The organism is Microcella indica (genome assembly GCF_013414345.1).
Taxonomy (GTDB): domain Bacteria; phylum Actinomycetota; class Actinomycetes; order Actinomycetales; family Microbacteriaceae; genus Microcella; species Microcella indica.
Map to the genome: position 1 here is coordinate 1,205,865 of NZ_CP058670.1, position 26,640 is coordinate 1,232,504.

At 69.4% G+C, this 26,640-nt stretch carries 22 protein-coding genes and 4 tRNA genes; 16 read left to right on the forward strand and 10 right to left on the reverse strand.

Going from position 1 to position 26,640, the window contains the following annotated elements; genetic code table 11:
- Window positions 1-12 precede the first annotated feature (12 nt).
- Window positions 13-1,080 (reverse strand): septation protein SepH, encoded by a 1,068-nt coding sequence (sepH, locus tag HUJ41_RS05850; protein WP_179873730.1) that lies wholly within the window; start codon window positions 1,078-1,080, stop codon window positions 13-15.
- A gap of 205 nt (window positions 1,081-1,285) precedes the next feature.
- On the opposite strand from sepH, the gene HUJ41_RS05855 reads away from it, so the two are divergent.
- Entirely contained in the window at window positions 1,286-1,573 is a 288-nt protein-coding gene (locus HUJ41_RS05855) for a DUF4193 domain-containing protein (protein ID WP_152582930.1), read from the forward strand.
- A gap of 27 nt (window positions 1,574-1,600) precedes the next feature.
- Here the strand turns inward: HUJ41_RS05855 and HUJ41_RS05860 are convergent, their stop codons facing one another.
- Entirely contained in the window at window positions 1,601-2,050 is a 450-nt protein-coding gene (locus HUJ41_RS05860; protein WP_431356478.1) for a DUF3093 domain-containing protein, read from the reverse strand.
- A gap of 39 nt (window positions 2,051-2,089) precedes the next feature.
- On the opposite strand from HUJ41_RS05860, the gene dut reads away from it, so the two are divergent.
- The 5 genes from dut (at window position 2,090) to dxs (ending at window position 8,925) form a co-directional block, all read left to right on the forward strand.
- On the forward strand, window positions 2,090-2,557 hold the full coding sequence (dut, locus tag HUJ41_RS05865; protein ID WP_179873732.1) for a dUTP diphosphatase: 468 nt from the start codon (window positions 2,090-2,092) through the stop codon (window positions 2,555-2,557).
- The gene (locus HUJ41_RS05870) at window positions 2,554-3,189 is read left to right on the forward strand and encodes a DUF3710 domain-containing protein (protein ID WP_152582927.1); all 636 of its coding nucleotides are present in this window, start codon (window positions 2,554-2,556) and stop codon (window positions 3,187-3,189) included. Before dut ends, HUJ41_RS05870 begins: the two co-directional genes overlap by 4 nt.
- Entirely contained in the window at window positions 3,186-3,929 is a 744-nt protein-coding gene (locus tag HUJ41_RS05875) for a DUF3159 domain-containing protein (RefSeq protein ID WP_152582926.1), read from the forward strand. The genes HUJ41_RS05870 and HUJ41_RS05875 overlap by 4 nt, the downstream gene beginning before the upstream one ends.
- Before the next feature lie 125 nt (window positions 3,930-4,054).
- Window positions 4,055-6,868 carry an aconitate hydratase AcnA gene (gene acnA / locus HUJ41_RS05880; protein ID WP_179873733.1) on the forward strand — a complete coding sequence of 938 codons (2,814 nt, stop codon included), beginning with the start codon at window positions 4,055-4,057 and terminating at the stop codon, window positions 6,866-6,868.
- 110 nt (window positions 6,869-6,978) lie between these two features.
- Window positions 6,979-8,925 carry a 1-deoxy-D-xylulose-5-phosphate synthase gene (dxs, locus tag HUJ41_RS05885; protein WP_179873734.1) on the forward strand — a complete coding sequence of 649 codons (1,947 nt, stop codon included), beginning with the start codon at window positions 6,979-6,981 and terminating at the stop codon, window positions 8,923-8,925.
- 22 nt (window positions 8,926-8,947) lie between these two features.
- Here the strand turns inward: dxs and HUJ41_RS05890 are convergent, their stop codons facing one another.
- From HUJ41_RS05890 to HUJ41_RS05905, 4 genes are all read right to left on the reverse strand, one after another.
- On the reverse strand, window positions 8,948-11,116 hold the full coding sequence (locus HUJ41_RS05890) for a 3-hydroxyacyl-CoA dehydrogenase NAD-binding domain-containing protein (RefSeq protein ID WP_179873735.1): 2,169 nt from the start codon (window positions 11,114-11,116) through the stop codon (window positions 8,948-8,950).
- On the reverse strand, window positions 11,113-12,315 hold the full coding sequence (locus HUJ41_RS05895) for a thiolase family protein (RefSeq protein WP_179873736.1): 1,203 nt from the start codon (window positions 12,313-12,315) through the stop codon (window positions 11,113-11,115). The genes HUJ41_RS05890 and HUJ41_RS05895 overlap by 4 nt, the downstream gene beginning before the upstream one ends.
- A gap of 91 nt (window positions 12,316-12,406) precedes the next feature.
- Window positions 12,407-13,621, reverse strand: coding sequence for an HRDC domain-containing protein (locus HUJ41_RS05900; protein ID WP_431356481.1), 1,215 nt, complete (start codon window positions 13,619-13,621; stop codon window positions 12,407-12,409).
- 37 nt (window positions 13,622-13,658) lie between these two features.
- Window positions 13,659-14,258, reverse strand: coding sequence for a DUF3000 domain-containing protein (locus HUJ41_RS05905; RefSeq protein WP_431356479.1), 600 nt, complete (start codon window positions 14,256-14,258; stop codon window positions 13,659-13,661).
- Window positions 14,259-14,352: 94 nt separating this feature from the next.
- On the opposite strand from HUJ41_RS05905, the gene HUJ41_RS05910 reads away from it, so the two are divergent.
- Window positions 14,353-15,534: an alpha/beta hydrolase family protein gene (locus tag HUJ41_RS05910; RefSeq protein WP_179873737.1), complete on the forward strand. Its 1,182-nt coding sequence runs from the start codon at window positions 14,353-14,355 to the stop codon at window positions 15,532-15,534.
- Here HUJ41_RS05910 and HUJ41_RS05915 read toward each other — a convergent pair.
- From HUJ41_RS05915 to HUJ41_RS05925, 3 genes are read right to left on the reverse strand one after another with little or no spacing between them, the layout of a single operon-like run.
- The gene (locus HUJ41_RS05915; RefSeq protein ID WP_179873738.1) at window positions 15,518-16,252 is read right to left on the reverse strand and encodes a dihydrofolate reductase family protein; all 735 of its coding nucleotides are present in this window, start codon (window positions 16,250-16,252) and stop codon (window positions 15,518-15,520) included. The two genes, HUJ41_RS05910 and HUJ41_RS05915, sit on opposite strands and share 17 nt — an antisense overlap.
- Window positions 16,249-16,683, reverse strand: coding sequence for a SufE family protein (locus HUJ41_RS05920; protein ID WP_179873739.1), 435 nt, complete (start codon window positions 16,681-16,683; stop codon window positions 16,249-16,251). The genes HUJ41_RS05915 and HUJ41_RS05920 overlap by 4 nt, the downstream gene beginning before the upstream one ends.
- 9 nt (window positions 16,684-16,692) lie before the next feature.
- A complete protein-coding gene (locus tag HUJ41_RS05925; RefSeq protein ID WP_179873740.1) occupies window positions 16,693-17,592 on the reverse strand; it encodes a sulfurtransferase in 900 nt (299 codons plus the stop codon).
- Between the two features lie 172 nt (window positions 17,593-17,764).
- On the opposite strand from HUJ41_RS05925, the gene zapE reads away from it, so the two are divergent.
- The 4 genes from zapE (at window position 17,765) to HUJ41_RS05945 (ending at window position 22,797) form a co-directional block, all read left to right on the forward strand.
- On the forward strand, window positions 17,765-18,790 hold the full coding sequence (zapE, locus tag HUJ41_RS05930) for a cell division protein ZapE (RefSeq protein WP_179873741.1): 1,026 nt from the start codon (window positions 17,765-17,767) through the stop codon (window positions 18,788-18,790).
- Window positions 18,791-18,860: 70 nt separating this feature from the next.
- Entirely contained in the window at window positions 18,861-20,225 is a 1,365-nt protein-coding gene (gene nhaA / locus HUJ41_RS05935) for a Na+/H+ antiporter NhaA (RefSeq protein WP_179873742.1), read from the forward strand.
- A 193-nt stretch (window positions 20,226-20,418) separates the two neighbouring features.
- Window positions 20,419-21,630, forward strand: a complete 1,212-nt coding sequence (locus HUJ41_RS05940; RefSeq protein WP_179873743.1) for an ammonium transporter — start codon at window positions 20,419-20,421, stop codon at window positions 21,628-21,630.
- 99 nt (window positions 21,631-21,729) lie between these two features.
- A complete protein-coding gene (locus HUJ41_RS05945) occupies window positions 21,730-22,797 on the forward strand; it encodes a hypothetical protein (protein ID WP_179873744.1) in 1,068 nt (355 codons plus the stop codon).
- Here HUJ41_RS05945 and HUJ41_RS05950 read toward each other — a convergent pair.
- Window positions 22,774-22,846: transfer RNA gene (locus HUJ41_RS05950), tRNA-Val, on the reverse strand. The genes HUJ41_RS05945 and HUJ41_RS05950 overlap by 24 nt on opposite strands.
- Before the next feature lie 139 nt (window positions 22,847-22,985).
- On the opposite strand from HUJ41_RS05950, the gene HUJ41_RS05955 reads away from it, so the two are divergent.
- From HUJ41_RS05955 to HUJ41_RS05975, 5 genes are all read left to right on the forward strand, one after another.
- Window positions 22,986-23,057: transfer RNA gene (locus tag HUJ41_RS05955), tRNA-Gly, on the forward strand.
- 37 nt (window positions 23,058-23,094) lie between these two features.
- Window positions 23,095-23,165 (forward strand) — tRNA-Cys (locus tag HUJ41_RS05960).
- Between the two features lie 36 nt (window positions 23,166-23,201).
- A tRNA-Val gene (locus HUJ41_RS05965) sits at window positions 23,202-23,276 on the forward strand.
- Window positions 23,277-23,457: 181 nt separating this feature from the next.
- Window positions 23,458-25,338, forward strand: a complete 1,881-nt coding sequence (locus tag HUJ41_RS05970) for a glycosyltransferase family 2 protein (RefSeq protein WP_179873745.1) — start codon at window positions 23,458-23,460, stop codon at window positions 25,336-25,338.
- Complete coding sequence (locus tag HUJ41_RS05975) at window positions 25,322-26,503, forward strand: hypothetical protein (RefSeq protein ID WP_179873746.1); 1,182 nt, start codon at window positions 25,322-25,324, stop codon at window positions 26,501-26,503. The genes HUJ41_RS05970 and HUJ41_RS05975 overlap by 17 nt, the downstream gene beginning before the upstream one ends.
- Window positions 26,504-26,640 lie beyond the last annotated feature (137 nt).

Genomic DNA, 26,640 nt, shown 5'->3' on the forward strand with positions numbered 1-26,640 from the left:
CGCCGGGACGGCTCAGGCGGGATCGTCGTCCGGGCGTGCGCCGAAGACGATCTCGTCCCAACTGGGCATGGCCGCCCGGCCACGGCGGCCTGCCGACTTCCTCGCCTCGGGTGCGGGGTCGTCGGTCGCATCGGAGTGCTCCGCGGACTCGGTCTGACCCGACACGGAAGTCTCGACGGGCGGCGCAGTCTCCTCGGGCGGATCGTCGAGAGGTATGTCGACGATCCTGATCGACCCGGTCGAGGGGTGTGCGGCGCGCGCGGACTCGCGATCCTCGTCCGGCGGGTGCGCCGACTCACGCTCGCCTCTGCGCTTGCGCAGTGCCTCGAGAAGGTCGGCGGTCTGGTTCATCGGCGAGTCGGAGTCGTTCTTCGCGGAGGTGTGAGGAGCGCTGGGCGCGCCGATGCGGGACGGCGCAGCGTCGGCGTCCGGATCGTCATCGAACTCGAAGGCGCCACTGTCGAACCGCGAGCTCGTCGCGCGGTCCTCGGCGGGTACCGCGCGCAGGCGCGGGACGACGCTCGCCGGTGCTTCGCCCTGCTGCGAGAGAGACTGCGCCTCGTGGTTGGCCGGCGCGAGCGACCCCTTCTTCGGGTCGAAGGTCCACTGCGCCTCACGAGCGACGTCGTCGTCGACGAAGCTCACCGCGAGCGTCCACTGGCCCGCGCGCTTCGCCGTCGTCCACCGCACGTCTCTTGCGGAGAGCTCGGCCAGGCGCTCGTCGATCACGGCGCCGAACGTCTGCAGCGCCCCGGTCTCGCCCTCGGCGGCGACCGCGACGGTGATTCCGCGCGCGGAGGCTATGACGTACTCGCGCTCAGCCAGGACGGGGCCTTCGAATCGCTCGATGTACTCGAGGGGCTCTCCGGTCGCCGCGGCGACCTCGGTCGCGGACTGCCCGGCGCGGATCGCCGCCTGGATGTCCTTCGGCCCGACACGATGCGCCGGCGCACCGGAGGGACGGTGCTGGCGCAGCGCCGCGTGCAGTCCCTCCGTGATGGGAATGCGGAAGCGATCGCCCGCGGAGGAGACCACGATCAGTGCGCCGTCCTCGGCGCCGACCACCGTGAGTTCATCCATGCGCAGGCCCTTTCCTCGTGCCGCGAGTGCGCCCAGCATCGCACGCTGGAGCCCCGCAGTCGGGGAATAGAGCGGGCGTGCCGTGCGTTTGGCGTGACAGCAGCGCCGCGGGGGCCCCGAGCATGCGGTTTGCGTTTCGGGCGACCATCCTGCAAACTGTGCGCGCCGAACGCGGCGCCCGAGCACCGACGAGAAGTGGAATGGCATGGCAACCGACTACGACGCCCCCCGCAAGACGGACGAGGAGACCGACTCGATCCAGGCCTTGCAGGAGCGGGTTCCCGACAAGATGTCGGGTGTCGTCGACGCCGACGATGCCGATAACCCTGGCTTCGAACTCGCGGGCCAAGACCTCGCCGACCTCGACCTCGACGTCGTGGTGCTGCCGCCTCAAGCTGACGAGTTCACGTGCGTCAGCTGCTTCCTCGTCAAGCACCGTTCGCAGCTCGATCACCAGGAGAAGCTCGGCGCTATCTGCCGCGAGTGCGCGTGAGCTGATCCCCGGCCCCGCGGTCCGAGCTCAAGAATGACCCTCGGCCGCTGGCGCTGAGCTGATCGCGATGGCGAGATCCTCCGGTCGGCGGCTCGAGATGAGCCAATAGGGCGTCGGGTCGTCCGCATCGGCGATCTCGATGCGCACGACGGGGTCGACGTCGCCCCGCAGCAGAAGCCAGGCGCGAGCATCCAGACCGGGCCCGCGAGCCTGGCGCGCCTCCTCGCCGCGCGCGATCTCCACCGAGCCGAGGAGTCGCAGCGAAATGCGCGCACGCCCTGCCGTGAGCACACCCTCCGCGATCTCGATCACGGGAGCGAGCGCCCACAGGAGCAGGATGAGCCCGCCGCTCAGCACGACCCCCGTGACGACCCCGGCGGGCAGACTCACGGGTGCCAGGACGAGCATGCTCGCGGGGAGGGCGAGCAGCGCCACGAGGTGGAGCCAGGGGGAGGGGTGCAGTCGCTCTCGAAACACGGGCATACCCCTATTCGACCATGCACTAGCCTCGACGGCGTGCCCGCTACCGTCGATGTGCTGCTGACTGGTTCACCGCTCCCCGCCTACGCTCACCCCGGTGACGCCGGGGCCGACCTCTGCGCAGCGGAGGCGGTCGTGCTCGAACCCGGCGAGCGCGCGACGATCGGAACAGGGTGCGCGATCGCGCTCCCCGACGGCTTCGCCGCCTTCGTCGTGCCGCGCAGCGGCCTCGCCTCGAAGCACGGCATCACGATCGTCAACTCGCCCGGCACCGTCGATGCCGGCTACCGGGGCGAGCTGCGCGTCACCCTTCTCAACACGGACGCGCGCGAGAGCTACTCGATCGCGGTCGGCGACCGCATCGCGCAACTCATCGTCTGGCCCGTCGTGCGGGCGCGCTTCGTTCCCGTGGAGTCTCTTCCCGGTTCGCATCGTGGTCAGCGCGGATTCGGCTCAACCGGCTACGGTGAGGGGCTGGAATCGACCGAAGGAGCCTCCGCGTGACCGATCCCCTGCTCGCCGACGGGCCGCTGCCCGACGACGCGAAGTCCGCCCCGGCCGACCGGGCCGAGTCCGGCCCTCTCGACGAGAGCGAGGCCAACGCGGTGCGGCCCTACGTCGATCTCGGCGGCGTGAAGCTCGTACCGCGCACCGATCTGCAGCTGCGCCTGGAGGTCGACGAGTCCAGCAAGCGCGTCGTGGCGGTGAGCATCGACTACAGCGGTTCGACCCTGCAGGTGCAGCCGTTCGCCGCGCCGCGGTCGAGCGGTCTGTGGCACGAGATCAGGGCGCAGATCGCCGAGCAGGTGCGGTCGCAGGGCGGTGAGGTGACCGAGCGCGAGGGCGCTTTCGGCCCCGAGCTCGTCGCACGCATTCCCGTCGCTGGAGGCGAGAGCGGCACGACCCGCCTCGCGCGCTTCATCGGGGTCGACGGCCCGCGCTGGTTCCTGCGCGGGGTCGTCGCGGGGCAGGGCGCGGCTGATGCCGCCGCCGCCGAGGCGATCGACGATGTCTTCCGCAGCATCGTCGTCGTGCGAGGGACAACACCGATGCCGCCGCGCGACCTGATTCCCCTCCACGTCCCCCAGGGGGCGACGGCTCCGGGCGCGCCGTCAGCGCCGACAGTCGGCTCGTGAGCGACGCTTCGACCCCGTCGCGCGACGAGCCTGCGGATCCGGATGTCCGCGCCGCCCTGACCGAGGCGGCGCGCCGCTCGGGTTTCGGCCGCGTCGAGCCTGGTGAGCGCCCCACCGCGCACGCTCTGTGGGGCGCCGTGGGCGGTGTGCGGGGCCTCATCGAGTCGCTTCTGCCCGGCTTCCTCTTCCTCATCGTGTTCACGATCACGCAGGAGGTCGCGCCCTCGGTGCTCGTGCCGCTCGGCATTGCGGTCGTCTTCGTGCTGGTGCGCGCGCTCACGCGCTCGCCGATCGCCCCCGCCGTCATCGGGCTCGTGGGCATCGGTCTGTCGGCCGGTCTCGCCCTGTGGACGGGTCGGGCGGAGGAGAACTTCCTTCTCGGCTTCGTGATCAACGGCGTGTGGCTCGCCGCGCTGCTCGTGAGCCTTCTCGTCCGTCGACCCCTCATCGGCGTCATCACGGCGCTGCTCACCGGTGATGCCGAGTGGCGGGCGGACCCGGCGAAGCGCACCGTCCTCACGGTCGCGACCTGGCTGTGGGTCGGGATGTTCGTCCTCCGGCTCGGCGTGCAGGTTCCCTTCTACGTGGCGGAGCAGGCGGCCGCCCTGGCGGCGACGAAGCTGCTCATGGGCTTGCCGCTCTACGCCGCAGTCCTGTGGGTCACGTGGCTCATGGTGCGTGCCGTGTATGCGCGCGGTGCCGCCTCGACGGCGCCCGCAGGCGATGCCGCGCCCGAGTGATAGTGTCTTTTTATCTCGACATCAAGATAAATAGCGCAGTGCGGCGCGGCGACTAGGCTGGCGGCGTGCTGGACGCGACGCCGTGGGCATTGGCGTCGCCACCATTTCGTGTAAGGAGACCTGACGTGTCTGCAGTGAACAGTTTCGACGCCCTCGACACCCTCGACGTGGCCGGTACCGAGTACCAGGTGTTCCGCATCGACAAGGTTCCCGGCTACGAGAAGCTTCCCTTCAGCCTCAAGGTGCTGCTCGAGAACCTGCTGCGCACCGAGGACGGCAAGAACGTCACCGATCAGCAGATCCGAGCGCTCGGTGCCTGGCAGCCGACCGCCGAGCCCGACACCGAGATTCAGTTCACGCCCGCCCGCGTGGTCATGCAGGACTTCACGGGCGTGCCCTGCATCGTCGACCTCGCGACGATGCGAGAGGCGGTCGCCGAGCTCGGGGGCGACCCGCACAAGATCAACCCGCTCGCGCCTGCAGAGCTCGTCATCGACCACTCGGTCATCGCCGACCTCTTCGGCACCGAGGACGCCCTGGAGCGCAACGTCGAGATCGAGTACGAGCGCAACGGCGAGCGCTACCAGTTTCTGCGCTGGGGCCAGACCGCGTTCGACGACTTCAAGGTCGTGCCGCCCGGCACGGGCATCGTTCACCAGGTCAACATCGAGCACCTCGCCAAGGTCACGTACACGCGCGAGGTCGACGGTGCGCTGCGCGCCTACCCCGACACGTGCGTGGGCACCGACTCGCACACGACGATGGTCAACGGGCTCGGCGTGCTCGGCTGGGGAGTGGGCGGCATCGAAGCCGAGGCGGCGATGCTGGGCCAGCCCGTGTCGATGCTCATTCCCAAGGTCGTGGGCTTCAAGCTCACGGGAGCGATCCCGACGGGCGTCACCGCGACCGATGTCGTCCTGACGATCACCGAGATGCTGCGCAAGCACGGTGTCGTCGGCAAGTTCGTGGAGTTCTACGGCGACGGTGTCGCCCAGGTTCCCCTCGCGAATCGCGCGACCATCGGCAACATGAGCCCCGAGTTCGGGTCGACCGCGGCGATGTTCCCGGTCGACGAGGTGACGCTGGACTACCTGCGCCTCACCGGCCGCTCCGAGAACCAGGTCGCGCTCGTCGAGGCCTACTCGCGCATGCAGACGATGTGGCACGACCCGAGCGTCGAGCCCGTCTTCAGCGAGTACATCGAGCTCGACCTCAGCACGGTCGTCCCCTCGATCGCGGGACCCAAGCGCCCGCAGGACCGCATCGAGCTGACGAACGCGCAGACCGCCTTCGAGACGGTGCTCGGCGAGTACACCTCGACCGACCACTCCGGTGTCGACGCCGCCGTGGAGGGCACCTTCCCGGCCTCCGACCCCGTGGGCTTCACCCCTGACGACGAGGAGTCGGCGCACCGCATCGATCACCGCCACCGCTCGCAGGCCCCGCGCGCCGCGTCGAACCCGATCGACGTCACGGTCGACGGCAAGGAGTTCACGCTCGACCACGGTGCCGTGACGATCGCGGCGATCACGTCGTGCACCAACACCTCGAACCCCTCGGTCATGCTCGCGGCCGGCCTCCTGGCCCGCAATGCGGCCCGCAAGGGACTCACGGCGAAGCCGTGGGTCAAGACGACGCTCGCTCCCGGTTCGAAGGTCGTGACCGACTACTACGAGAAGGCCGGTCTCACCGACGACCTCGAGGCGCTCGGCTTCTACACGGTCGGCTACGGCTGCACGACCTGCATCGGCAACTCGGGCCCCCTCGCCGACGAGATCTCGGCGGCGATCGCCGAGAAGGATCTCGCGGTCACGGCCGTTCTGTCGGGCAACCGCAACTTCGAGGGGCGCATCAACCCCGACGTGAAGATGAACTACCTCGCGAGCCCGCCCCTCGTCATCGCCTACGCCCTCGCCGGGTCGATGAACTTCGACTTCGAGAGCGACCCGCTCGGGCAAGACCAGGAGGGCAACGACGTCTACCTGCGCGACATCTGGCCGGAGGCCAGCGAGGTGCAGTCGACGATCGACTCCTCGATCGACACGAGCATGTTCACTCACCAGTACGCCTCGGTCTTCGAGGGCGACGAGCGCTGGAAGTCGCTGCCCACGCCCGACGGCGCGACCTTCGAGTGGGACGCCGACTCGACGTACGTGCGCAAGCCCCCGTACTTCGAGGGCCTCACCCTCGAGACGACCCCCGTCTCCGACATCGCCGATGCCCGCGTTCTCGCGAAGCTCGGCGACTCGGTCACGACCGATCACATCAGCCCGGCCGGCTCGATCAAGGCCGACTCGCCCGCGGGCCGGTACCTGACGGAGCACGGCGTCGACCGCAAGGACTTCAACTCCTACGGCTCGCGCCGAGGCAACCACGAGGTCATGATCCGCGGCACGTTCGCGAACATCCGTCTCCGCAACCAGCTGCTGGATGGTGTCGAGGGCGGCTTCACGAGGGACTTCACGAAGCCGGATGCTCCGCAGGCGTTCATCTACGACGCAAGTGAGAACTACCAGGCCGCGTCGATTCCTCTCGTCATCCTCGCCGGCAAGGAGTACGGATCGGGCTCGAGCCGCGACTGGGCCGCCAAGGGTACGAGCCTGCTGGGCGTGAGCGCCGTGATCGCCGAGAGCTTCGAGCGCATCCACCGGTCGAACCTCATCGGCATGGGTGTGATTCCTCTGCAGTTCCCGGCAGGCGAGACCGCCGAGTCGCTCGGCCTCGACGGCACGGAGGTCATCGCGATCTCCGGCATCGAGGAGCTCAACGAGGGCCGGACGCCCCGCACGGTGCGTGTCGTCGCGACTCCGAGCGAGCACTCCGCGCAGGGCAAGGAGCCCGTCGAGTTCGACGCTGTCGTGCGCATCGACACCCCCGGCGAGGCGGACTATTACCGCAACGGCGGCATCCTCCAGTACGTGCTGCGCTCGCTCGTGTAGCACCCGCGCCCCTGACCCGTCGAGCGTCTCCGCTCGACGGGTCACGGGTCGCGCTGAAGGCCCACCGGGCCTTCAGCGACAGCTCCACCGTGCTCGCGTAGAGTGACGTAGTGGCACTACTCGAGACCGTTCACGGCCCCCGCGATCTTGACCGTCTGACCCCCGCCGAGCTCGTCGAGCTGGCGGAGGAGATCCGGCGCTTCCTGGTTGCCGAGGTGTCGAAGACGGGCGGCCATCTGGGCCCGAACCTCGGTGTCGTGGAGCTCACGATCGGCATCCACCGCGTGTTCGACTCGCCGCGTGATGCGATCGTGTGGGATACGGGCCATCAGTCCTACGTGCACAAGCTCCTGACCGGGCGCCAGGACTTCAGCCGGTTGCGCATGAAGGGCGGCCTCGCCGGGTACCCGCAGCGGGCCGAGTCGGAGCACGACATCGTCGAGAGCTCGCATGCGTCGAGCTCGTTGAGCTGGGCCGATGGCATCTCGCGCGCGTTCTCCATGACCGGGCAGGGTGATCGTCACGTCGTCGCGGTCGTGGGCGACGGCTCGCTCACGGGCGGCATGACGTGGGAGGCCCTCAACAACATCTCGGACGACAACATCCGCAACCTCGTGATCGTCGTCAACGACAACGGCCGCTCGTACGCTCCGACGATCGGCGGCATGGCGCGCTTCCTCTCCGACGTGCGCACGCGGCGCTCGTACTACCGCTTCCGCCGCAGCACCGAGCGCGCCTTCGGATACCTCGGCGCTCCGGGGCGTGCCGTCTATCGCGGGGTGCGGGGTGGCCTGCACGGCTTCCTCTCGCGCGTGAGCAACAACGAGTCCCTCTACAGCAATCTCGACATCAAGTACATCGGCCCCGTCGACGGGCACGATCTGGGCGACATGGAGCGCGCACTGCGCCAGGCCAAGGAGTACGAGGCGCCCGTGATCGTGCACGCGATCACCCAGAAGGGCAAGGGCTACGAGCCCGCCCTCGCCGACGTCGCCGACCAGTTCCACGCTGTCGGGCAGATCGACCCCGAGACGGGCGAGCCCGTGGAGTCCGCGAGCAAGCCGTCGTGGACGTCCGTCTTCGCGGATGAGATCGTGAGCCTCGCCGATCGCGACCGGCGCATCGTCGGCATCACCGCCGCGATGCTCCGCCCGACGGGGCTGCACAAGCTCGCGGAGAAGCACCCGGACCGCATCATCGATGTCGGCATCGCCGAGCAGCACGCCGTCACCTCCGCCGCGGGACTCGCCTACGGCGGCATGCACCCCGTCGTCGCGCTGTACGCGACCTTCATCAACCGCGCCTTCGACCAGGTGCTCATGGATGTGGCTCTGCACCGCGCGGGCGTGACGTTCGTGCTGGATCGCGCGGGCGTGACGGGGCCCGACGGCGCCAGCCACCACGGCATGTGGGACCTCGCGATCCTGCAGGTCGTGCCGGGCATCCGCCTCGCCGCTCCGCGGGATGCAGCGCGCTTGCGCGAGGAACTGGCCGAGGCGGTCGCCGTCGACGACGCTCCGACCGTGCTGCGTTTCTCGAAGGGATCGGTCGGCACCGAGTTCGAGGCCGTGCGTCGCACGAGCGACGGCGTCGATGTGCTGCGGGAGGCCCCGCACAAGGACGTGCTCATCATCACCGTCGGCCCCATGGCGAAGATGGGCCTCGAGGTCGCCGAGCGTCTCGCCGACCAAGGCATCGGTGCGACCGTCGTGGACCCGCGGTGGGTCGTGCCCGTCGCCTCGAGCATCATCGACTTCGCGCGCGAGCACCGCATCGTCGTGAGCATCGAGGATGGCGTGCGCGTGGGCGGCATCGGCACGCGCATCCGTCAGGAGCTGCGCGCGGCGGGAGTGGACACCGCCGTGGACGAGCTCGGGCTGCCCGACGAGTTCCTGGAGCACGCGAGCCGCGAGGAGATTCTCGAGCGCGTCGGCCTCTCCTCGCAAGCGATCGCACGAGACCTCGTGGCTCAGGTGCTCGGCACGCGCATCCCGGTGGCGCGCCCGCTGCCGGAGGACGCCTCGATCTCCGTCGACGAGGACGAGCGCTCGCGCTGAGCGGCGCCCGCCCTCCCCGTCGCTAGCGCACTCCGCGAATCGGCGGGTGGTGGAAGGTGTCTCCGAACGCGCGCTCGGAGGCGCCGACCCGATCGAGGAACGGCGTGATGCCGCCCATCTGGAACGGCCAGCCTGCACCGAGGATCATGCACAGGTCGATGTCCTCCGGCGCGGCGACGACGTCATCCTCGAGCATGCGGTGAATCTCGTCAGCAAGGCCGTCCTCGAGTCGCTGCGTGAGCTCGTCGAGCGTCCAGGGGGTCGCGTCCTTCGGGCGGTGCTTCGCGACAATCGCGATCGCCTTCTTGTCGATGCCCTTCGGGTTGCCCTTGGCGTCCTTCTCGAGCAGCACTCCCGCCTCGGCGAGCTCGTGGAGCGCGCGCGACTCGAAGAAGCGCTCGGGGAACGCGCCGTGGTGCGTGTCGAGCACGTGGGCGCCGACCTTGAGGCCCACGAGATCGAGCAGCACGAACGGGTCCATCGGCAGCCCGAAGTGACGCTGCGCCTCGACCACGGTCTCGAAAGGCGTGCCGATCTCGACCGCGTGCATGGCTTCGCCGAGCAGCTTCGCGAGCACGCGGTTCACGACGAAGCCGGGGGAGTCGGCGGTGATGACGGCGTTCTTGCGCAGTTTCGCCGCGACGGCCATCGCGGTCGCGAGGCTGGCGTCGTCGGTGCGCGGAGCGTTGACGACCTCGATGAGCGGCATGACCGCCACGGGGTTGAAGAAGTGGAACCCCACGAGACGCTCAGGGTGCTGCAGCTTCTCGCCGATCCTCTCGACCGAGAGGGAAGACGTGTTGGTGGCGAGGATCGCCTCGGGGGAGACGATGGCTTCGATCTCCTCGAAGAGGTCCTGCTTGATCGTGAGCTCTTCGAAGACGGCCTCGATGACCCAGTCGCAGTCGGCGAAGTCGCCCTTGTCGATCGTGCCCGTGACGAGGGCGCGCAGCCGGTTGGCCTCGTCGGCGTCGATGCGCCCCTTCTGCTCGAGCGCGGAGATCTCGCCGCGAATGTAGTCGAGCCCCTTGTCGACGCGCGCCTGGTCGAGGTCGGTGATGACGACGGGAACCTGCAGCCTGCGCACGAAGAGCAGGGCGAACTGGCTGGCCATGAGACCCGCGCCGAGCACGCCGACCTTGGCGATGGGCTTCGCGAGGTCCTTGTCGGGAGCCCCCGCGGGCTTCTTGGCCCGCTTCTGGACGAGGTTGAAGGCGTAGATCGAGGCGCGGAACTGGTCGCCGGAGACGAGATCGGCGAGGGCCTCGTCCTCGGCCGCGAACCCGGTGGCCTTGTCGGTGCTCTTGGCGGCCTTGAGGAGGTCGAGAGCGACGTACGGCGATCGGGCGACCGTGCCGATGCGCTTCTCGAGCATCGATCGGGCGATGCCGATCGCGGCGTCCCACTTGACGGTGCGCTCGATCTTGCCCGGGGCGTTCTTGCGCTTGACCTTGGTCGCGCCCGTGATGACGCCGTCCGCCCAGCGGATCGAGTCCTCGAGGAAGGTCGCGGGGCCGAACATGACGTCCGCCATGCCGAGCTCGAAGGCCTCGGCCGGCTTGAGCGTGCGGTTGTTCTTGAGCGGGTTCTCGACGACGACCTTGAGCGCGTTCTCGATGCCGATGAGGTTGGGCAGCAACCAGGCGCCGCCCCAGCCGGGGATGATGCCGAGGAAGACCTCGGGCAGGGCGAGCGCTGCCGCGCTCGAGTCGAGCGTGCGGTAGTCGGCGTTGAGCGCGATCTCCACGCCGCCACCGAGCGCGAGTCCGTTGATGAAGCAGAACGACGGGATGCCCAGCTCGCCGAGCTTGCCGAGCGCGTAGTGGCCCAGCTGGGCCATCTGGCGCCCCGCCCCATGGTTCGGGATGTCGCCGACCTTCGACAGGTCGGCGCCCGCGGCGAGGATGAAGGGCTTGCCCGTGATCGCGAGGCCCTGAATCTCGCCAGCGGCGCCGCGTGCCTTCTGCTCGTCGAGCACGCGCGCGAGCTCGAGCAGGCCCTGCGGCCCGAGCGTGCTGGGGCGCGTGTGGTCGCGGCCGTTGTCGAGCGTCACGAGGGCGAGAGTGCCTCCGCTGGGCAGCGGGACGTCGTGCACGTAGGAGTGCGTGACGACCTCGTCGTCGCTCAGGGCGAGGAGCTCGGTGAACTGGTCGGCGGAGTACTGGCTGGTCGCAGGTGCAGACGGAGTCACTTCTTCTTCTTTCCGGTGTAGTGCGGGTTCTCCCAGATGACGGTGCCGCCCTGGCCGAGGCCGACGCACATGGCCGTGAGGCCGTACTGCACCTCGGGGTGCTCTTCGAACTGGCGAGCGAGCTGGATCATGAGGCGCACACCCGAGCTGGCGAGCGGGTGGCCGAAGGCGATGGCACCGCCCCAGGGGTTGACGCGGGGGTCCTCGTCGTCGACGCCGAAGTGATCGAGGAAGCTCAGTACCTGGACCGCGAAGGCCTCATTGAGCTCGAACAGTCCGATGTCGTCGATCGACAGCCCGGCCTTGGCGAGCGCCTTCTCGGTCGAGGGGATGGGGCCGATGCCCATGACCTCGGGGGCGACGCCCGCGAAGGCGAAGCTCACGAGGCGCATCTTGGTCGAGAGCCCGAGCTCTTTGGCCGCATCGGCACTCGCGAGCATGCTCACGGTGGCGCCGTCCGTGAGAGGCGAGGCGTTGCCCGCGGTGACACGACCGTGCGGGCGGAAGGGCGTCTTGAGACCCGCGAGACCCTCCATGGTCGTCTCCGGCCGCAGGCCCTCGTCCATCGTCGCGAGACCGTAGCCGCTCTCGCTGCGCAGGGCGACGGGGATGAGGTCCGGCTGGATCTTGCCCGCCTCGTAGGCGGCCGCCACCTTCTGCTGGCTGCGCATCCCGTAGCGGTCGGAGCGCTCCTTGGTGAGCGAGGGGAAGCGGTCGTGCAGGCGCTCCGCGGTGATGCCCATGTTGAGAGCATCGGCGCTCACGAGCTTCTCGGCGAGGAAGCGCGGGTTCGGGTCAGCGCCGAGCCCCATCGGGTGCCTGCCCATGTGCTCCACACCGCCGGCGATCGCGACGTCGTACGCGCCGAAAGCGATGCCGCCTGCGGTGGTCGTGACCGACGTCATCGCCCCCGCGCACATGCGGTCGATCGCGAAGCCGGGAACGGAGAGCGGCAGCCCCGCAAGGATCGCGGCCGTGCGACCGAGCGTGAGGCCCTGATCGCCCTGCTGCGTCGTCGCGGCGATCGCCACGTCGTCGACGCGCTCCTTCGGCAGGGAGGGGTTGCGCTCGAGCAGCCCGATCATCGCCTTGACGATGAGGTCATCAGCTCGGGTGCCCCAGTACATTCCCTTCTCGCCCGCGCGACCGAACGGGGTGCGCACCCCGTCCACGAATACAACGTCGGCTCGCTTGGCCACAGTGCCTCCCAGTGCGATGGTGGTGCTCGATCGAATGTCTGCGCCCAGCCTAGGGAGAGCGGCTGGGGGCGCTCACATCGCCTGCGTCTTCCTACGAATCCTCCGCGGGCGCCTCGGCGAGGGCTTGGTGGGCATCCACAAAGGCTTGGGCGATCGGCTGTGCAGTCGCGGCAATCTGCCAGGGCCGCGCGCCCAGCTCCTCAAGCCGCTCGGCGAGGGCGCGCTCTCCCGCGTCGCCGGGCGGCGACCAGGCCAGGCGGCGCACGTGATCGGGCGTGAGGAGGTTCTCGAGGGGCAGCTGGTACTCCTCGGCGACGGAGGTGAGGGCCTGTCGCGCGGCCTTGAGCCGGGCATCCGCCTCGGGGTTGCGGTCGCTCCAGGCGCGCGGGGGCGGTAGCGAGTCATCCCGCACGCGCAGGGCGGGCAGATCGTCGGTCGCCAGACCCGTGGCGATCGCCGCCCACCAGCGATCGAGCTGCGATCGGCTGGCACGGCCGTGGAAGCCCGAGAGGCTCGCGAGCTCGCCCTTCGAGGCGAGCGTCGCCTTCGCCGCCGTCACGATCGAGGAGTCCGGCAGGAGACGACCCGGAGCCGTGTCGACCTCCTGCGCATACTCGTCGCGTGCGCGCCAGAGCTCTCGAGCGACCGCGAGCCCCCGCTGACCGCGCACCGAGTGCAGGCCGGAGAGGCGGCGCCAGGGCTCGGCGCGCGGTTCTGGCGCCTCCCGCTCGAGAACGGCGGTGAACTCCTCCTGCGCGAGCACCATCTTGCCCTGCTCGGCGAGGCGCGTCTCGATGACGTCGCGTACGTCGAGCAGCAGCTCGACATCGAGCGCGGCGTAGGTGAGCCACGAGGCGGGAAGGGGACGCGTGGACCAGTCGGCGGCCGAGTGCTCCTTCGCGAGGTGCAGACCGAGGGTCTCCTCGACGATCGCTCCGAGCCCTACACGCGGGTACCCCGCGAGGCGGGCGCCCAGCTCGGTGTCGAAGATCTCGTGAGGTTCGAGACCCAGTTCGCGCAGGCACGGGAGGTCCTGGCTCGCGGCGTGCAGCACCCACTCCTCGTGACCGATCGCGTCCTGCAGCTCGGCGAAGGAGCCGATCGCGGGCGGATCGAAGAGCATGGCCTCCGTGCCGCGCCGGAAGACCTGGATGAGGTACGCGCGCTGGGAGTAGCGGAACCCGCTCGCCCGCTCCGCGTCCACGGCGACGGGGCCCGAGGCCGCGCGCAGTCGGTCGACGGCGGCGAGGTAGTCCTCCCGAGAGTCGATCACGCGCGGGCTCGACGCCGGCGTCGCGCGCGGCAGCGGCGCGGTCTCCTGCTCGGGCGGCGCGTCCTCCTGCTCAGTCACGCGGTGCCCGTCTCGGCGGCAGCACCGCCACACCCTCGGGCGCCGGCGGGTAGCCAGCGACCATGCACAGCAGCTCCGCCCAGCCCTCGACGTGCGGCCGCAGATCGGTGTCCAGGGGGCTCCAGCTCGCGCGCAGCTCGAGCTGCGCGCCGCTGCCCTGCTCGGCGAGCTCGCCGTACCCGGTCGAGAGCACCTTCGTGGCCGTGCCGCTGATGGCGGTGTAGGCGGCCCCGCGCGCGCCCAGTGCGTCCACGAGCCAGGACCACGCGACATCCGCGACGAACGGGTCGAGGCCGATCTCGGTCTCCAGGGGAGCCTGGGCGAAGGCCACGACGCGCACCGGCCCGCCCCAGCCCTCCGGCTCCTCAGGGTCGTACAGGATCACGATGCGCCCGGTGCCGAGGTCGGAGTCGTCAGCGTGCCGGGCGGGATTCACGTCAGCTGCGAAAGCGATCGAGTAGGGAGCGAGACCCGTCGGCGCGGGAATGTCGCGCACGTCGAGCTCGTCGCGCAGCGACGACCGGTCGATCGAGGCGACGAGCGAGTCGAAGATCGCTCCCGGCGTCGGAGCGGAGGTCGTGGCGGGAGGCACGAGTGCAGACTAGGCGCTCTTGCTAGGTTGACGGCGTGAGACTCGCCGTTCTGCCGCGCCGCGCCGCCCCCACTCCGATCGTGGAGGAGTGCTGATGTCGAGCCTGCGGGGATCGTGGGCACGGGCATCCCTCGCGATCGCCGCCGTCGGCCTCGCCGTCACGGGCGCCGCCGCGGTCGCCCTGGCCGTCTCCGTCGCGCGTCGTGTGGTGACGCCTCCGACGGTGCGCGAGGAAGACGTGCGCATCCTCGCGGTGGACGAGCGGGCGGGCACTCTGACCCTCGCGCCGACGCCCGAGACGGTCGTGCCCGGCCGGTACGGCATGTGGTTCTCGCGCGACGCCGGCTATCTGCGCGTCGGCACGGTGCTGAGCGCGGATGACCACGCGGTCGTGCGCCGCCTCGAGAGCGTCGTGCACGGCACGCTGGGCGAGGCGACCAGAGGGCGCTGGAGCGGCTGGTACTACCTGCAACCGGAGGAGCTCGGCCTGCCCTTCGTGGAGGCGTCCGTGCCGACCGAGCTCGGCCCGGCGCCAGCGTGGCGCTTTCCCGCGCCCGACGCGGCCGAGCAGGGCGTAGGGCGCTCGCGATGGGTGATCCAGATGCACGGGCGCGGGGTCACGCGCTCGGAGCCGCTGCGCGCCGTGCCCGTCTTCCACGAGCTCGGCTTCACGAGTCTCCTCATCAGCTACCGCAACGATGGCGAGGCGCCCGCCAGCCATGATGGTCGCTACTCTCTCGGCGACTCCGAGTGGCGCGATCTCGAGGCCGCCGTGCTGTTCGCCCGTGAGCAGGGAGCGCAGCGCATCCTCGTCATGGGGTGGTCGATGGGGGGAGCGTCGACGCTGCAGTTCGTCACGCGATCGGAGCTGTCGAGCGCGGTCGAGGGGATCATCCTCGAATCGCCCGTGGTCGACTGGATCCGCGTGCTGCACGCGCAGGCGGCGCAGCAGGGCCTGCCCGACTCCGTGCGCTCCGTCGCGCTCGGCGTGCTCGGCAGCGAGTGGGCTTCCGGCTGGGCGGGACGATCGGAGGCCATCGACTTCGACAGGCTCGACCTCGTGGAGCGCGCGAGCGAGCTGCGCACGCCGACGCTCATCCTCCACAGCGACGGCGACACGTTCGTGCCGATCGACGGCAGCCTCGCCCTCGCCCGCGCACGGCCCGACATCGTGCGCCTCGAACGGTTCATCATGGCGCGGCACACGCGGCTGTGGAACTACGACTCGCGGCGATGGGAGCGCGCCATCCGCGCGTGGGTCAGCGCTCTGGGCTGAGGCCCCAGCGCCCGTAGAGCACGCCGGCCTCGTCGACGAGCAGGAGGCGGGGCGTCGCGTGCAGGGAGACGGCGGCATCGATGATCGGGATGCCCGTCCCCGCGATCCTCGGAACGACCGTGAGGCAAAGCTCGTCCACGAGGTGCTCGGCGAGCAGGCTCGAGGCGAGCGCGGGTCCGCCCTCCGCGACGATGCGGTGCAGGCCGCGCTCGCGCAGAGCGGCGAATACGGTCTCGAGGGGGAGCGGGCCCGAGTCGTCTCCCTCCAAGACGAGCACATCGTGAGGAGTCGTGGCCAGGGTGCGCCGCGCACGCTCGGCGCCGCGGGGGGTCGTGACCACGAGAACGTCGGCCCGCGGCTCGCCCTCGCGCGTGGTGGTCGAGTCGAAGCCGTGGCCGGTCAGGTCGCCGCTCCCGCTCAGCACGACGAGGGGAGTGCGACGGGGGCGGCCGAGGGACTCGGTGCGCACCGTGCTCGCCCCGACGAGCACGGCATCCGCGCTCTGACGGATCACGCCGAGGATCATGCGATCGGTGCGCGTCGTGAGCGTCTCGGAGGTGCCGTCGTTGCCGGCCGCGCGACCGTCGAGGGTCGTCACGAGGTTCAGGCGCACGGACGAGCCCGGGTCAGGCTCGTAGTCGTCCAGCAGTGCTTGGCGTGCGCCGGGAGCATCCGGGTCGACGCTCGCTCCCGGGGGTAGGACGCGCTGCAGGCTCACGCCGCAGACTTCTCGCGCACCTGGCGCTGGATGCGCCCGAGCATGCCCGTCATGCCGCGCAGCCGCAGCGGGCTCACGGCCGAGGTCAGGCCGAGGTCGAAGGCAAAGTCGGCGGGCACGGCGAGCACGGCGTCGACCGAGAGTCCGCTGAGACCCTGCACGAGGATCGAGGCGAAGCCGCGCGTGGTGGGTGACTCCGCGGGTGCCGTCGCGTGCACGTGCACGATGCCCCCGCCCACGTCGACGAGAAGGAAGACCGGCGACTGGCACTCTTCGACGCGCTCGAACAGGTCGGTGCGGTCGCGGTGCTCGGGCGGCAGCTCGGGCAGCTCGTTCGAGAACTCGAGCAGAAGCTGCAGGCGGTCCTTCTCCCCGAGCGCGTGGAAATCGTCACGGATCTCGGCGAGGGAGTCGGGAAGTGCGGTGCTCACGGCTCCACGCTATCGGGCGGGAAGCTCGCCGGGCTCGGCGCCCGTCGTGATGGGCACGCGCACGGCGCTGCCCCACTCGGTCCACGAGCCGTCGTAGTTGCGCACGCGCGGCACGCCCAGGAGGTGCGTGAGCACGAACCAGGTGTGGCTCGACCGCTCCCCGATGCGGCAGTACGCGATGACGTCCTCCGCCTCGCCGATCGCCGCCTCGTCGCGGTAGATCGCGGCGAGCTCCTCGGCCGAGCGGAACGTGCCATCCTCCGCGGCGGCGCGTGCCCAGGGCACGCTGCGCGCGGTCGGGATGTGGCCGCCGCGCAGGGCGCCCTCGTCGGGGTAGGCGGGCATGTGGGTGCGCTCCCCGCTGTACTCCTCGGGCGAGCGCACGTCGATGAGGGGCTTGCCGAGGTGGGCGAGCACGTCCTCCTTGAAGGCGCGAATCTCCTCGTCGTGGCGCTCGACGACGGGGTAGTCGGTGGGCACGGGGGCGGGGTGCTCGGTGGTGAGGGCGCGACCCTCGGCGATCCATCGGTCGCGTCCGCCGTCGAGCAGGCGAACGTCCTCGTGCCCGAAGAGGGTGAAGACCCACAGCGCGTACGCGGCCCACCAGTTGCTCTTGTCGCCGTAGACGATGATCGTGGCGTCTCGGTCGATGCCCTTGGCGCTCATGAGCCGGGCGAATCCTGCACCGTCGATGTAGTCGCGCACCACGGGATCGTTGAGCTCGGTGTGCCAGTCGACCTTGACCGCACCGGGGATGTGCCCCGTCTCGTAGAGAAGGACGTCCTCATCGCACTCCACGATCACGAGACCCGGGGTCTGGAGGTTCTGCTCGAGCCACGCGGTCGTGACGAGTCTCTCGGGGTGCGCATAGGACTGCAGCTTGGCGTCGGGGTCGATGGGAGCGGTCATGGGAGCCTCTCGAGTGGGTGGTACCGGGGTGCGGGGCGACGGCGGGCCGGCGCCGGGACGGTAAACTGGGGTCCACCGCCCACCGACGAATCTACGCACTCCGACTGGGCGTCGCCCGCAGGGTCAGCCATCAGTCAGGCATCGGAGTGCGGCACCCAGAGGTAGTGGCGGAATGAACGCGGAGAACACCACGGCGAGCGCCACGCGGCTCGTCGACCGGCATCCCGGGATGACCGCTTCCGAGCTCGTGGAGCATCTGGTGCCGCCGCGCCAGTTCGCCGCCGCGAGCTTCGACAACTACATTCCCGACGATCGCTACCCCTCGCAGGCGGCAGCGGTGGAGACGATGCGTGCTTTCGCTCAGGGTGGTGGGTCGGGTCGCGGCGGTGGACTCTTCCGCCGCCGCGCCGCAGAGCCCGTGGAGCGCCCCGGCGTCTACCTCGACGGCGGGTTCGGGGTGGGCAAGACCCACCTTCTCGCCGCGCTCTGGCACGCGACGACGGGACGTACCTTCTTCGGCACCTTCATCGAGTACACGGCGATCGTGGGGGCGCTCGGCTATCGCGAGGCCGTTGCGCACTTCCGCGGCGCAGCGCTCATCGCGATCGACGAGTTCGAACTGGACGATCCGGGCGACACGATGGTGATGTCGCGACTTCTCGGCGAGCTCGTGGCGAGCGGCACGCGCATCGCGGCCACGTCGAACACCCCGCCTCACGCGCTCGGCGAGGGTCGCTTCGCCGCGCAGGACTTCCTGCGCGAAATCCACGCTCTCGCCGATCGCTTCACGACCGTGCGCATCGATGGGGAGGACTACCGCAAGCGCGACATCGAGGGGCACGCGGTGACGCTCGACGACGAGGCCTTGCACTCGCGCGTGAGCGCGCACGACGGCACCGTGACCGTGGACCCGTTCGCCGACATCCTGCGACACCTGTCGACTGTCCACCCGAGCCGCTACATCGGGCTCATCCGCGACGTCGACGCCGTCGCGATGACCGACGTCGCCGAGCTGCGCTCGCAGGCCGACGCCCTGCGGCTCGTGGCGTTCGTCGATCGGCTGTACGACGCCCAGATCCCGATCTTCGCGACGGGGGTGCCGCTCGACCAGGTCTTCCCCGACGACATGCTCGCGGGCGGGTACCGCAAGAAGTACCTGCGCGCCACCTCCCGCATGATCGCGCTCACCTCCGCCTGACCGGCCCCAGCAGCGGCCCTTTTCCGACGCCCGAGCGCTTCCTCCCGACACCGTGACGACGAAAGCGACCATGAAGACCCACTCCTCGCCGACGACCCCTCCTGCCCCGCTCTCGCCGGGAGAGGAGCGCTACCGCGAATCCCTGTGGATCGAGAGGATCCTCAGCAGAGAGACGGTCGGTGGTGTGCTGCTGCTCGCCGCGACGGTGCTCGCGCTCATCGTGGCGAACTCGCCGATCGCCGGCGACTACTTCGGCTTCCGCAGTACCTACCTGCAGGTGAGCTTCGGCGACCTGTTCTGGGAGATCTCAGTCGGCAAGATCGCCGCAGACGGCCTGCTCGCGATCTTCTTCTTCCTGGCCGGCCTCGAGCTCAAGCGAGAGTTCGTCGCAGGCGAGCTGCGCGACCCGCGCAAGGCGCTCGTGCCCGTTGTCGCGGCCGTCGGCGGCGTCGTCGTGCCCGCGGTGATCTTCTGGGTCATCGCGCGCAATGAAGGGCCGGAGATCCTGCGCGGCTGGGCGATCCCCGTCGCCACCGATATCGCCTTCGCTCTCGCGGTGCTCGCGGTCGTCGGCACCGCACTGCCGATGGCGCTGCGCACCTTCCTGCTGACCCTCGCGGTCGTCGACGATCTGCTCGCGATCGGCATCATCGCGTTCTTCTACACCGACGACCTCGCGCCGTGGTACCTCGTCGGGTCGTTCGCGATGCTCGCGGTGTACGGCCTGCTCGCGCAGCGCTATCAGGAGTTCTTCCACTTGCGCGCGGCGGCGGCATGGCTCATCCTCCTCCCGATCGGCGTCATCGTCTGGTTCCTGATGTTCTCGTCCGGCGTGCACGCGACGGTCGCCGGCGTGCTTCTCGCGTTCACGGTGCCGGTGCGCCGCAAGGGAGGGGACGAGGATGGCCTCGGCCCGCGCGCGGGCCTCGCCGAGATCTTCGAGCACCGGTATCGCCCGCTGAGCGCGGGTGTCGCCGTCCCGGTCTTCGCGTTCTTCTCGGCAGGAGTCGCGGTCGGAGGCTGGGACGGGTTCGTCGGCGCGATCACGAGTCCTCTCGCGATCGGCATCGTGGTCGGTCTCGTGGTCGGCAAGACGGTGGGGATCACTCTCGCGACGTGGCTCGTGACGCGCCTGCCGGGCTTCTCCCTGCCTCGAGGCATCCAGTGGGTCGATCTGCTGGGGCTCTCGCTGCTCGCCGGCATGGGCTTCACGGTGTCCCTCCTCATCAGCGAGCTCGCCTTCGAGCAGGGCAACCCCTTGGACGATGTCGGCAAGGTGGGCATCCTCATCGGGTCGCTCATCGCCGCCGCCCTTGCCGCCGTGCTGCTCGGCAGCCGCAATCGGCGCTATCGCCGCCAGCTGGCGCAGGAGCAGGTCGACGTCGACGGTGACGGCATTCCCGACGTCTACCAGAAAGACACGGCGACGTCATAGCCGCACATCGGCCGCGCGAAACGCGATGTTTACCTGCGGCCCATGGGCGTAACACTGGTGAAACAATCCGACACCCCTGCTGAAACCTCTTCGCTCGACACTGGGGTTCGTGACCGCGGTGGACCCCCTGCCGCACGGGTCCGCATAGCCCGACGGTCACGTCCCACGTTCCACTACGAGAGGTAACAATTCGATGGATACCGGCGAACTCGCTTGGGCCATTACGGCCAGCGCCATGGTGCTCTTGATGACACCTGGCGTCGCTTTCTTCTACGGCGGTCTGGTCAAGGCCAAGAGCGTCGTGAGCATGATGATGATGAGCTTCGGCGCCATGGGACTCATCAGCGTCCTGTGGATCCTGTACGGCTTCAACATGTCCGCCGTCGGCGGCCCGACCGAGCTGTTCGGGAACCCGTTCTCGGACTTCGGTCTCATGGGTCTCACCGGAGACAACGAGGGCCTCGTCGGTGCGACGTTCGGCGCGACCTTCGCGATCATCACCGTGGCGCTCATCTCGGGCGCCATCGCGGACCGTGCCAAGTTCGGCGCGTGGATGATCTTCGCCGGTCTCTGGGCGACCCTCGTCTACTTCCCGGTCGCCGCATGGGTCTGGGGCGGAGGCTGGATCCTCAACCTCGGTGACACGCTCGGCCTGCCCGGCGTCATCGACTACGCCGGTGGTACCGCTGTGCACATCAACGCGGGTGCTGCCGCTCTCGCCCTGGCGCTCGTCCTCGGCAAGCGCGTCGTGTTCGAGAAGGGTGCGCACAAGCCGCACAACGTGCCGCTCGTCCTCCTGGGTGCCTCGCTACTCTGGTTCGGCTGGTTCGGCTTCAACGCCGGTGCCGAGTTCCTCAACGACATGGCCCTCGTCGGCCTCATCGTCACCAACACGCTCGGCGCGACCGCCGCGGCGATCCTCGGTTGGCTCGTCGTCGAGAAGCTCAAGGACGGCAAGGCCACCTCGGTGGGCGCCGGCTCCGGTGCCATCGCCGGCCTCGTCGCCATCACCCCCGCCTGTGCGAACCTCGCCCCGGGCTGGGCTCTGCTGCTCGGTGTCATCGCCGGTGTGCTCTGCGCCCTCGCAGTCGAGCTCAAGTTCAAGCTCGGCTTCGATGACTCGCTCGACGTCGTGGGCATCCACCTCGTCGGCGGTGTGATCGGAACCCTGTACCTCGGCTTCTTCGCGATCGACACCGGCCTCTTCACCGGTGGCGACCTCGGTCAGCTCGCGGTCCAGGCGATCGCCGCCTTCGGTGTGCTGATCTACTCGTTCGTCATCGCCTTCATCCTGGGCTTCGCGATCGAGAAGACGATCGGGTTCCGCGTCAAGAACGAGGACGAGGTCGCTGGCGTCGACACCATCGTTCACGGTGAGTCGGGCTACGCGATCGTCAACGACTGACGCTGACGCTCACTCGACGGGGCGCTACTCTCGCAAGGGAGTGGCGCCCCGTTGGCGTTGCCGGGCGAGCATCGGTACCGAAAGCGAGGTGGGGGGAGCATGAGCGACCCGATCCTGCAGCTCGTGTGCGCGGCGCTCGTGCTCCTCGTGCCCGTGGGCGTGCAGCAGGGTCTGCGGCCGAGCTCGGTGCCGCGCATCCTCTCCCTTGCCGCCGTCGGCCTCGCCGCCGCTGTCGCGTCGCTCACGGCGGATGCCGTGACGGGGTTCGGGCCCGACCTCGCTGTCTCCGCCCTCGACGCCTGCTTCGCGGGCGCCGTCGCGACCACGGTTGCCCTCGTCGTCGCACAGCGGCTCGGTACCGCCGGGGGAGTCGCGTTCGGGCTCTCCTGGTCGATCCTGGTGTACCAGCCGGTGGCCGCGGCGGTGCTCGACGGCGTTCCTTCTCTCGTGCAGGTCGCCTTCGGCGCGATCGACTACGGCGGCGTGCTCGCGAGTCACGTGGCCGCGGGCTCCGCCCTGCTGGCTCTGTCGCTGCTGCCGGTCGCGCGACGTCCCCTCCGTGCGCACCCTGCTGAGACCGTCGCACACGGTCGTGAGTCGGTCTCCTGGGGGCGCGCGGTGGTGGGCGCGAGCCTCGTCATCGTCGGCGGTTCTGCGTGGCTGCTCGGCGTCGAGCGCGTGCTGACGGTCTCGAGCGGCAGAACCCTCGCCAACGCGCTGGCCGGCATGGCGCTCGGCGCACTCATCTGGATCGTCGTCGAGAAGATCGCTGTCGACCGGGTGGCGCCCGAGGGGCTCATCGCGGGCGCTCTCCTCGGCTGGGCGGCGGTCGGTGCAGGAGCCCCCTACCTGTCACCCTTCGCCCTCGTCGCCGCCGTCGCGGGCGCCACGGCGGCCGCTGTGGGTGCGGTGGCGAAGGCGCGAGCCCGAGGGGCCGGCGTGCTGCGCTGGGGCTCTGCGAGCATCCTCCTGGCCGTCGCTGTCGGCAGCGTGGTCATGACGCTCCTCGCCGACCGGTTCGGTCTCGCCGAGATGGCCACGATCACCTTCACGATCGAGCAGCTGACCGCGACCGTCGTCGTCGCCGTCGTGGCCGCTGCAGGCGGGATCGTGTGCGGCCTCCTGGCCTGGGGAGTGTCTCGGTGGGCGATACCAGACTCGAACTGATGACCTCTTCCGTGTGAAGGAAGCGCGCTACCAACTGCGCCAATCGCCCGTGGCCTCCATCCTGCCATATCCCGGATGCCGCGATGGCGCGACTCGAGCGGGGCGCGACACGGCCGAGCCCGTGGGTTTGGTCATCGCCGAACGGTTGGGCTAGAGTTTCGATGCGGCCAGCGACACCGGCCGCGAATGCGGATGTGGCGCAGTGGTAGCGCATCACCTTGCCAAGGTGAGGGTCGCGAGTTCGAATCTCGTCATCCGCTCGAGTGACACCCCTTGAGGTAGCGGGGAGTCACCCACGGTGGCGTGGCCGAGAGGCGAGGCAGCGGCCTGCAAAGCCGTATACACGGGTTCGAATCCCGTCGCCACCTCACAGCTACCCACCGGGCTCCCGCGGCCCTGACAGCGGGCGATTGGCGCAGCGGTAGCGCGCTTCCCTGACACGGAAGAGGTCACTGGTTCGATCCCAGTATCGCCCACCACGTTCTGCCCGAACCAGCGACCTCGAGATCGCTCGTCCGCGATCTCGCTGGTTCGATCCCAGTATCGCCCACCACGTTCTGCCCGAACCAGCGACCTCGAGATCGCTCGTCCGCGATCTCGCACTCCTCGTCACCAGTTGTGGGGAGAGCGCGCGGGAGGCAAGCGCGCTAGCCTGGCGTCATGACTCCGGGGGGAGGCGTCCGGGAGGCTCGGACCGCCGATAGCGACGCTTTCGCGGAGCTTCTGCTGAGAGCCCGCCTCGTCACTCCCGAGACTCTCGCGTACGCGCGCCAGGTGAAAGACCGCACGGGTGCGCACATCGACCAGGTGCTCATCAGCGAAGGCCTGCTCGACAGCGAATCGCTCCTGCTGGCCGAGGCGCAGGCGTGGGGCATCCACCCGATCGACCTCGAAGCGGTCAGCTTCGACGATGCGCTCGTGCGCCGATTCCCCGGCCAGACGTATCTCAGTGAGAACTGGCTGCCCATCCGGACGCTTGCCAATGGCACGATCATCGTGGCGACGGCGCGCGGGGTAGCCCCTCACCGGGTGGAGCGCGTGCGGGCCCTCCTGGGCGGCGCGCAGGTGCAGTTCGTCGCCACCACCTCGTGGGGCATCAAGAACGCCTGCCTGCGGCTGTTCCGCGCCGAGATCGCGGAGGAGGGCGCCAACGAGCTGTGGCGCCAGAACCCCGCGATGTCGGCTCGCGTGACCTTCAGCCGCGGGCAGAAGGTGGGCGGCGCCCTCGCTGCGGTCGGCCTCATCGTGCTCGCCGTGTTCTGGCCCGTGCAGGTCGTGATCGGCGTCATCGCGGCGGCGAGCCTCATCTTCCTCGCCGGTACGAGCTTCAAGTTCATCGTCGCCATGCGCGGCGCCCGCTACGACGTCGTCGAGCGCGTGAGCCGTCGCCAGGTCGCCGAGCTCGACGACCGCGACCTGCCGCGCTACACGGTGCTCGTGCCGGTGTTCCGCGAGGCCAACATCGTGGGACAGCTCATCACGAACCTCGGCAGCATCGACTACCCGACCGAGAAGCTCGAGGTGCTCATCCTCATCGAGGAGGAGGACCACGAGACGCGGGATGCTGTGCTCGCGTCGACGCCGCCCGCCCACTTCCGCATCATCACGATCCCGAAGGGCCACCCGCAGACGAAGCCGCGGGCCTGCAACGTGGGCCTGTACTTCGCGACCGGCGACTTCCTCGTCATCTACGACGCTGAGGACACCCCCGAGCCCGACCAGCTCAAGAAGGCCGTCGTCGCGTTCCGCCGCGGGGGCGACGCGACGGTGTGCGTGCAGGCGTCGCTCAACTACTTCAACGACAGCGAGAACGTGCTCACCCGCATGTTCACGCTCGAGTACAGCTACTGGTTCGACTACATGCTCGCGGGGCTCGACTACGGCGACCTGCCGATCCCGCTCGGGGGCACGTCGAACCACTTCCGCACCGATGCCCTCATCGAGCTCGGCGGCTGGGACCCGTACAACGTGACGGAGGACGCCGACCTCGGCATCCGCGCGAGCGCGCTCGGCTACCGCGTGGGCGTCATCAACTCGACGACCATGGAGGAGGCCAACACCTCCATCCCGAACTTCATCCGACAGCGGTCGCGCTGGATCAAGGGCTACATGCAGACCTCTCTCGTGCATGCGCGGCAGCCCATCGCCCTCCTGCGGCAGATCGGCATGCGCCGCTTTCTCGCCTTCGTGCTGCTCATCGCCGGCACACCGCTGACCTTCCTCGGCGTGATCCCGTTCTACGTCGTCACCGCTATCACCGTCGTCGCGCCCCTCGAGATCGTCGAGCAGTTCTTCCCCGTCTGGCTTCTGTGGATCACGCTCCTGAACTTCGTGATCGGCAATGTCGTCATGATCTACCTGTCGATGATGGGCCCGTACAAGCGGGGCACGTTCCACCTCGTCCTGTGGGCGCTCCTGAACCCTCTGTACTGGGTTCTGCACTCGATCGCGGCGTACAAGGCTCTCTGGCAGCTGCTCACGAACCCCCACTACTGGGAGAAGACCGAGCACGGATTGACGACCCATGTCCACAGCCACTGAGCCGAGGCTGCGGGAGCGCGACCGGCGACGCCGGCGCGCACCGCGCACTCGCCTTGACCGGTTCCCGCGTGACCCGATCGCCCGCTGGTCCCTGCGCATCGTGCTCATGCTTCCTGTGCTCGCGGTCGTGTTGCTCTCCGCCACGACCCCTGCGGTGGAGGGCACGCCCAACCAGTCGCTCGTGGCCGCACTGGCCCAGATCGACTGGACGCGCGGTGACGGGCAGTGGCTGGCGCTCCTGTATCCCCACGTCTCGATCCTCATCGCAGCCGCGAACCCCTTCGGGATGCTCGGCCTCGGTGTCGTCGGAGCGGTGGCGAGCGGCTTCCTGCTTCAGAAGGTCGCCGAGATCATCGCTCAGCGCGCGATTCCCCTGTCGACGGGCATCATCCTCACCCTTGCGCTCGCGGCGAACCCCCTCTACTTCTACTTCGCGAGCGAGAACCTGCCCGGCTTCCTCGCCTTCACGTTCTTCGGCCTCGCCATGGCCGACCTCGTGCGCTTCGTCAACTGGGGCAGCACCGAGTCGGGCTTCCGTGCCGGGCTGCTTCTCATGCTCTCGGCGTTCTCCGACCCGACAGGTCTCCTGTTCGCGGTCGTGGCGATCGTCGCCTCGCCGTTCCTCCGGCATGGCCGATCGGCGGCGCCTGGGCTGCGCGCCGCCAACATGCTCGTCATCGGGTTCCCCACGGCCGGTGCGTTCACGACGATCGTGCTGCTCAACCTGGCCTTCTTCGCCTCACCGTGGCCCGGCGGTTCTAGCACGAGCATCGGCGCGTATCCCGTGCTGCTGGACGACCTCATCGCCCTCTACACCACGCCCACCGGCTGGCTGCTCGCGGCGGCCGTCGTCAGCGCGTGGCTCGTGGCGATCGTTGTGCGGCGACCGCTCACGATCCCCGTCTCTGCACTCGTGTTCGTGCTCGTCAACGCCGCGCTGCTGCTCGGCATGATCCACCCGGGCGCCGCAGGCGTGACCTTCCTGCTGCTGACCCTGCTGGCGATCACGATCATCCCGGCCGCGAAGAGCACTCTCGCCAGCGTGCTCGTCGATCTCATCGCCGTGCTGCAGATCGGCATCGCCTGGGCGGCGGCACTCGATCGCGAGATCGTGCAGGACTGGATGATCAGCATCGCTCAGGCGCTGCTTCCGCTCTTCGGCTGAGCGCTCGGAGGCGTCCAGGAGCACCCGCGAGCCGCAGATAGAGTTGTGCGGTAGTCGACAGCGAGAGGACCACCGTGGCAGAGACCGTCGAGATCGTCGTGACCGAACCCGGAGACGGGTTCGGGTTGTTCACCGAT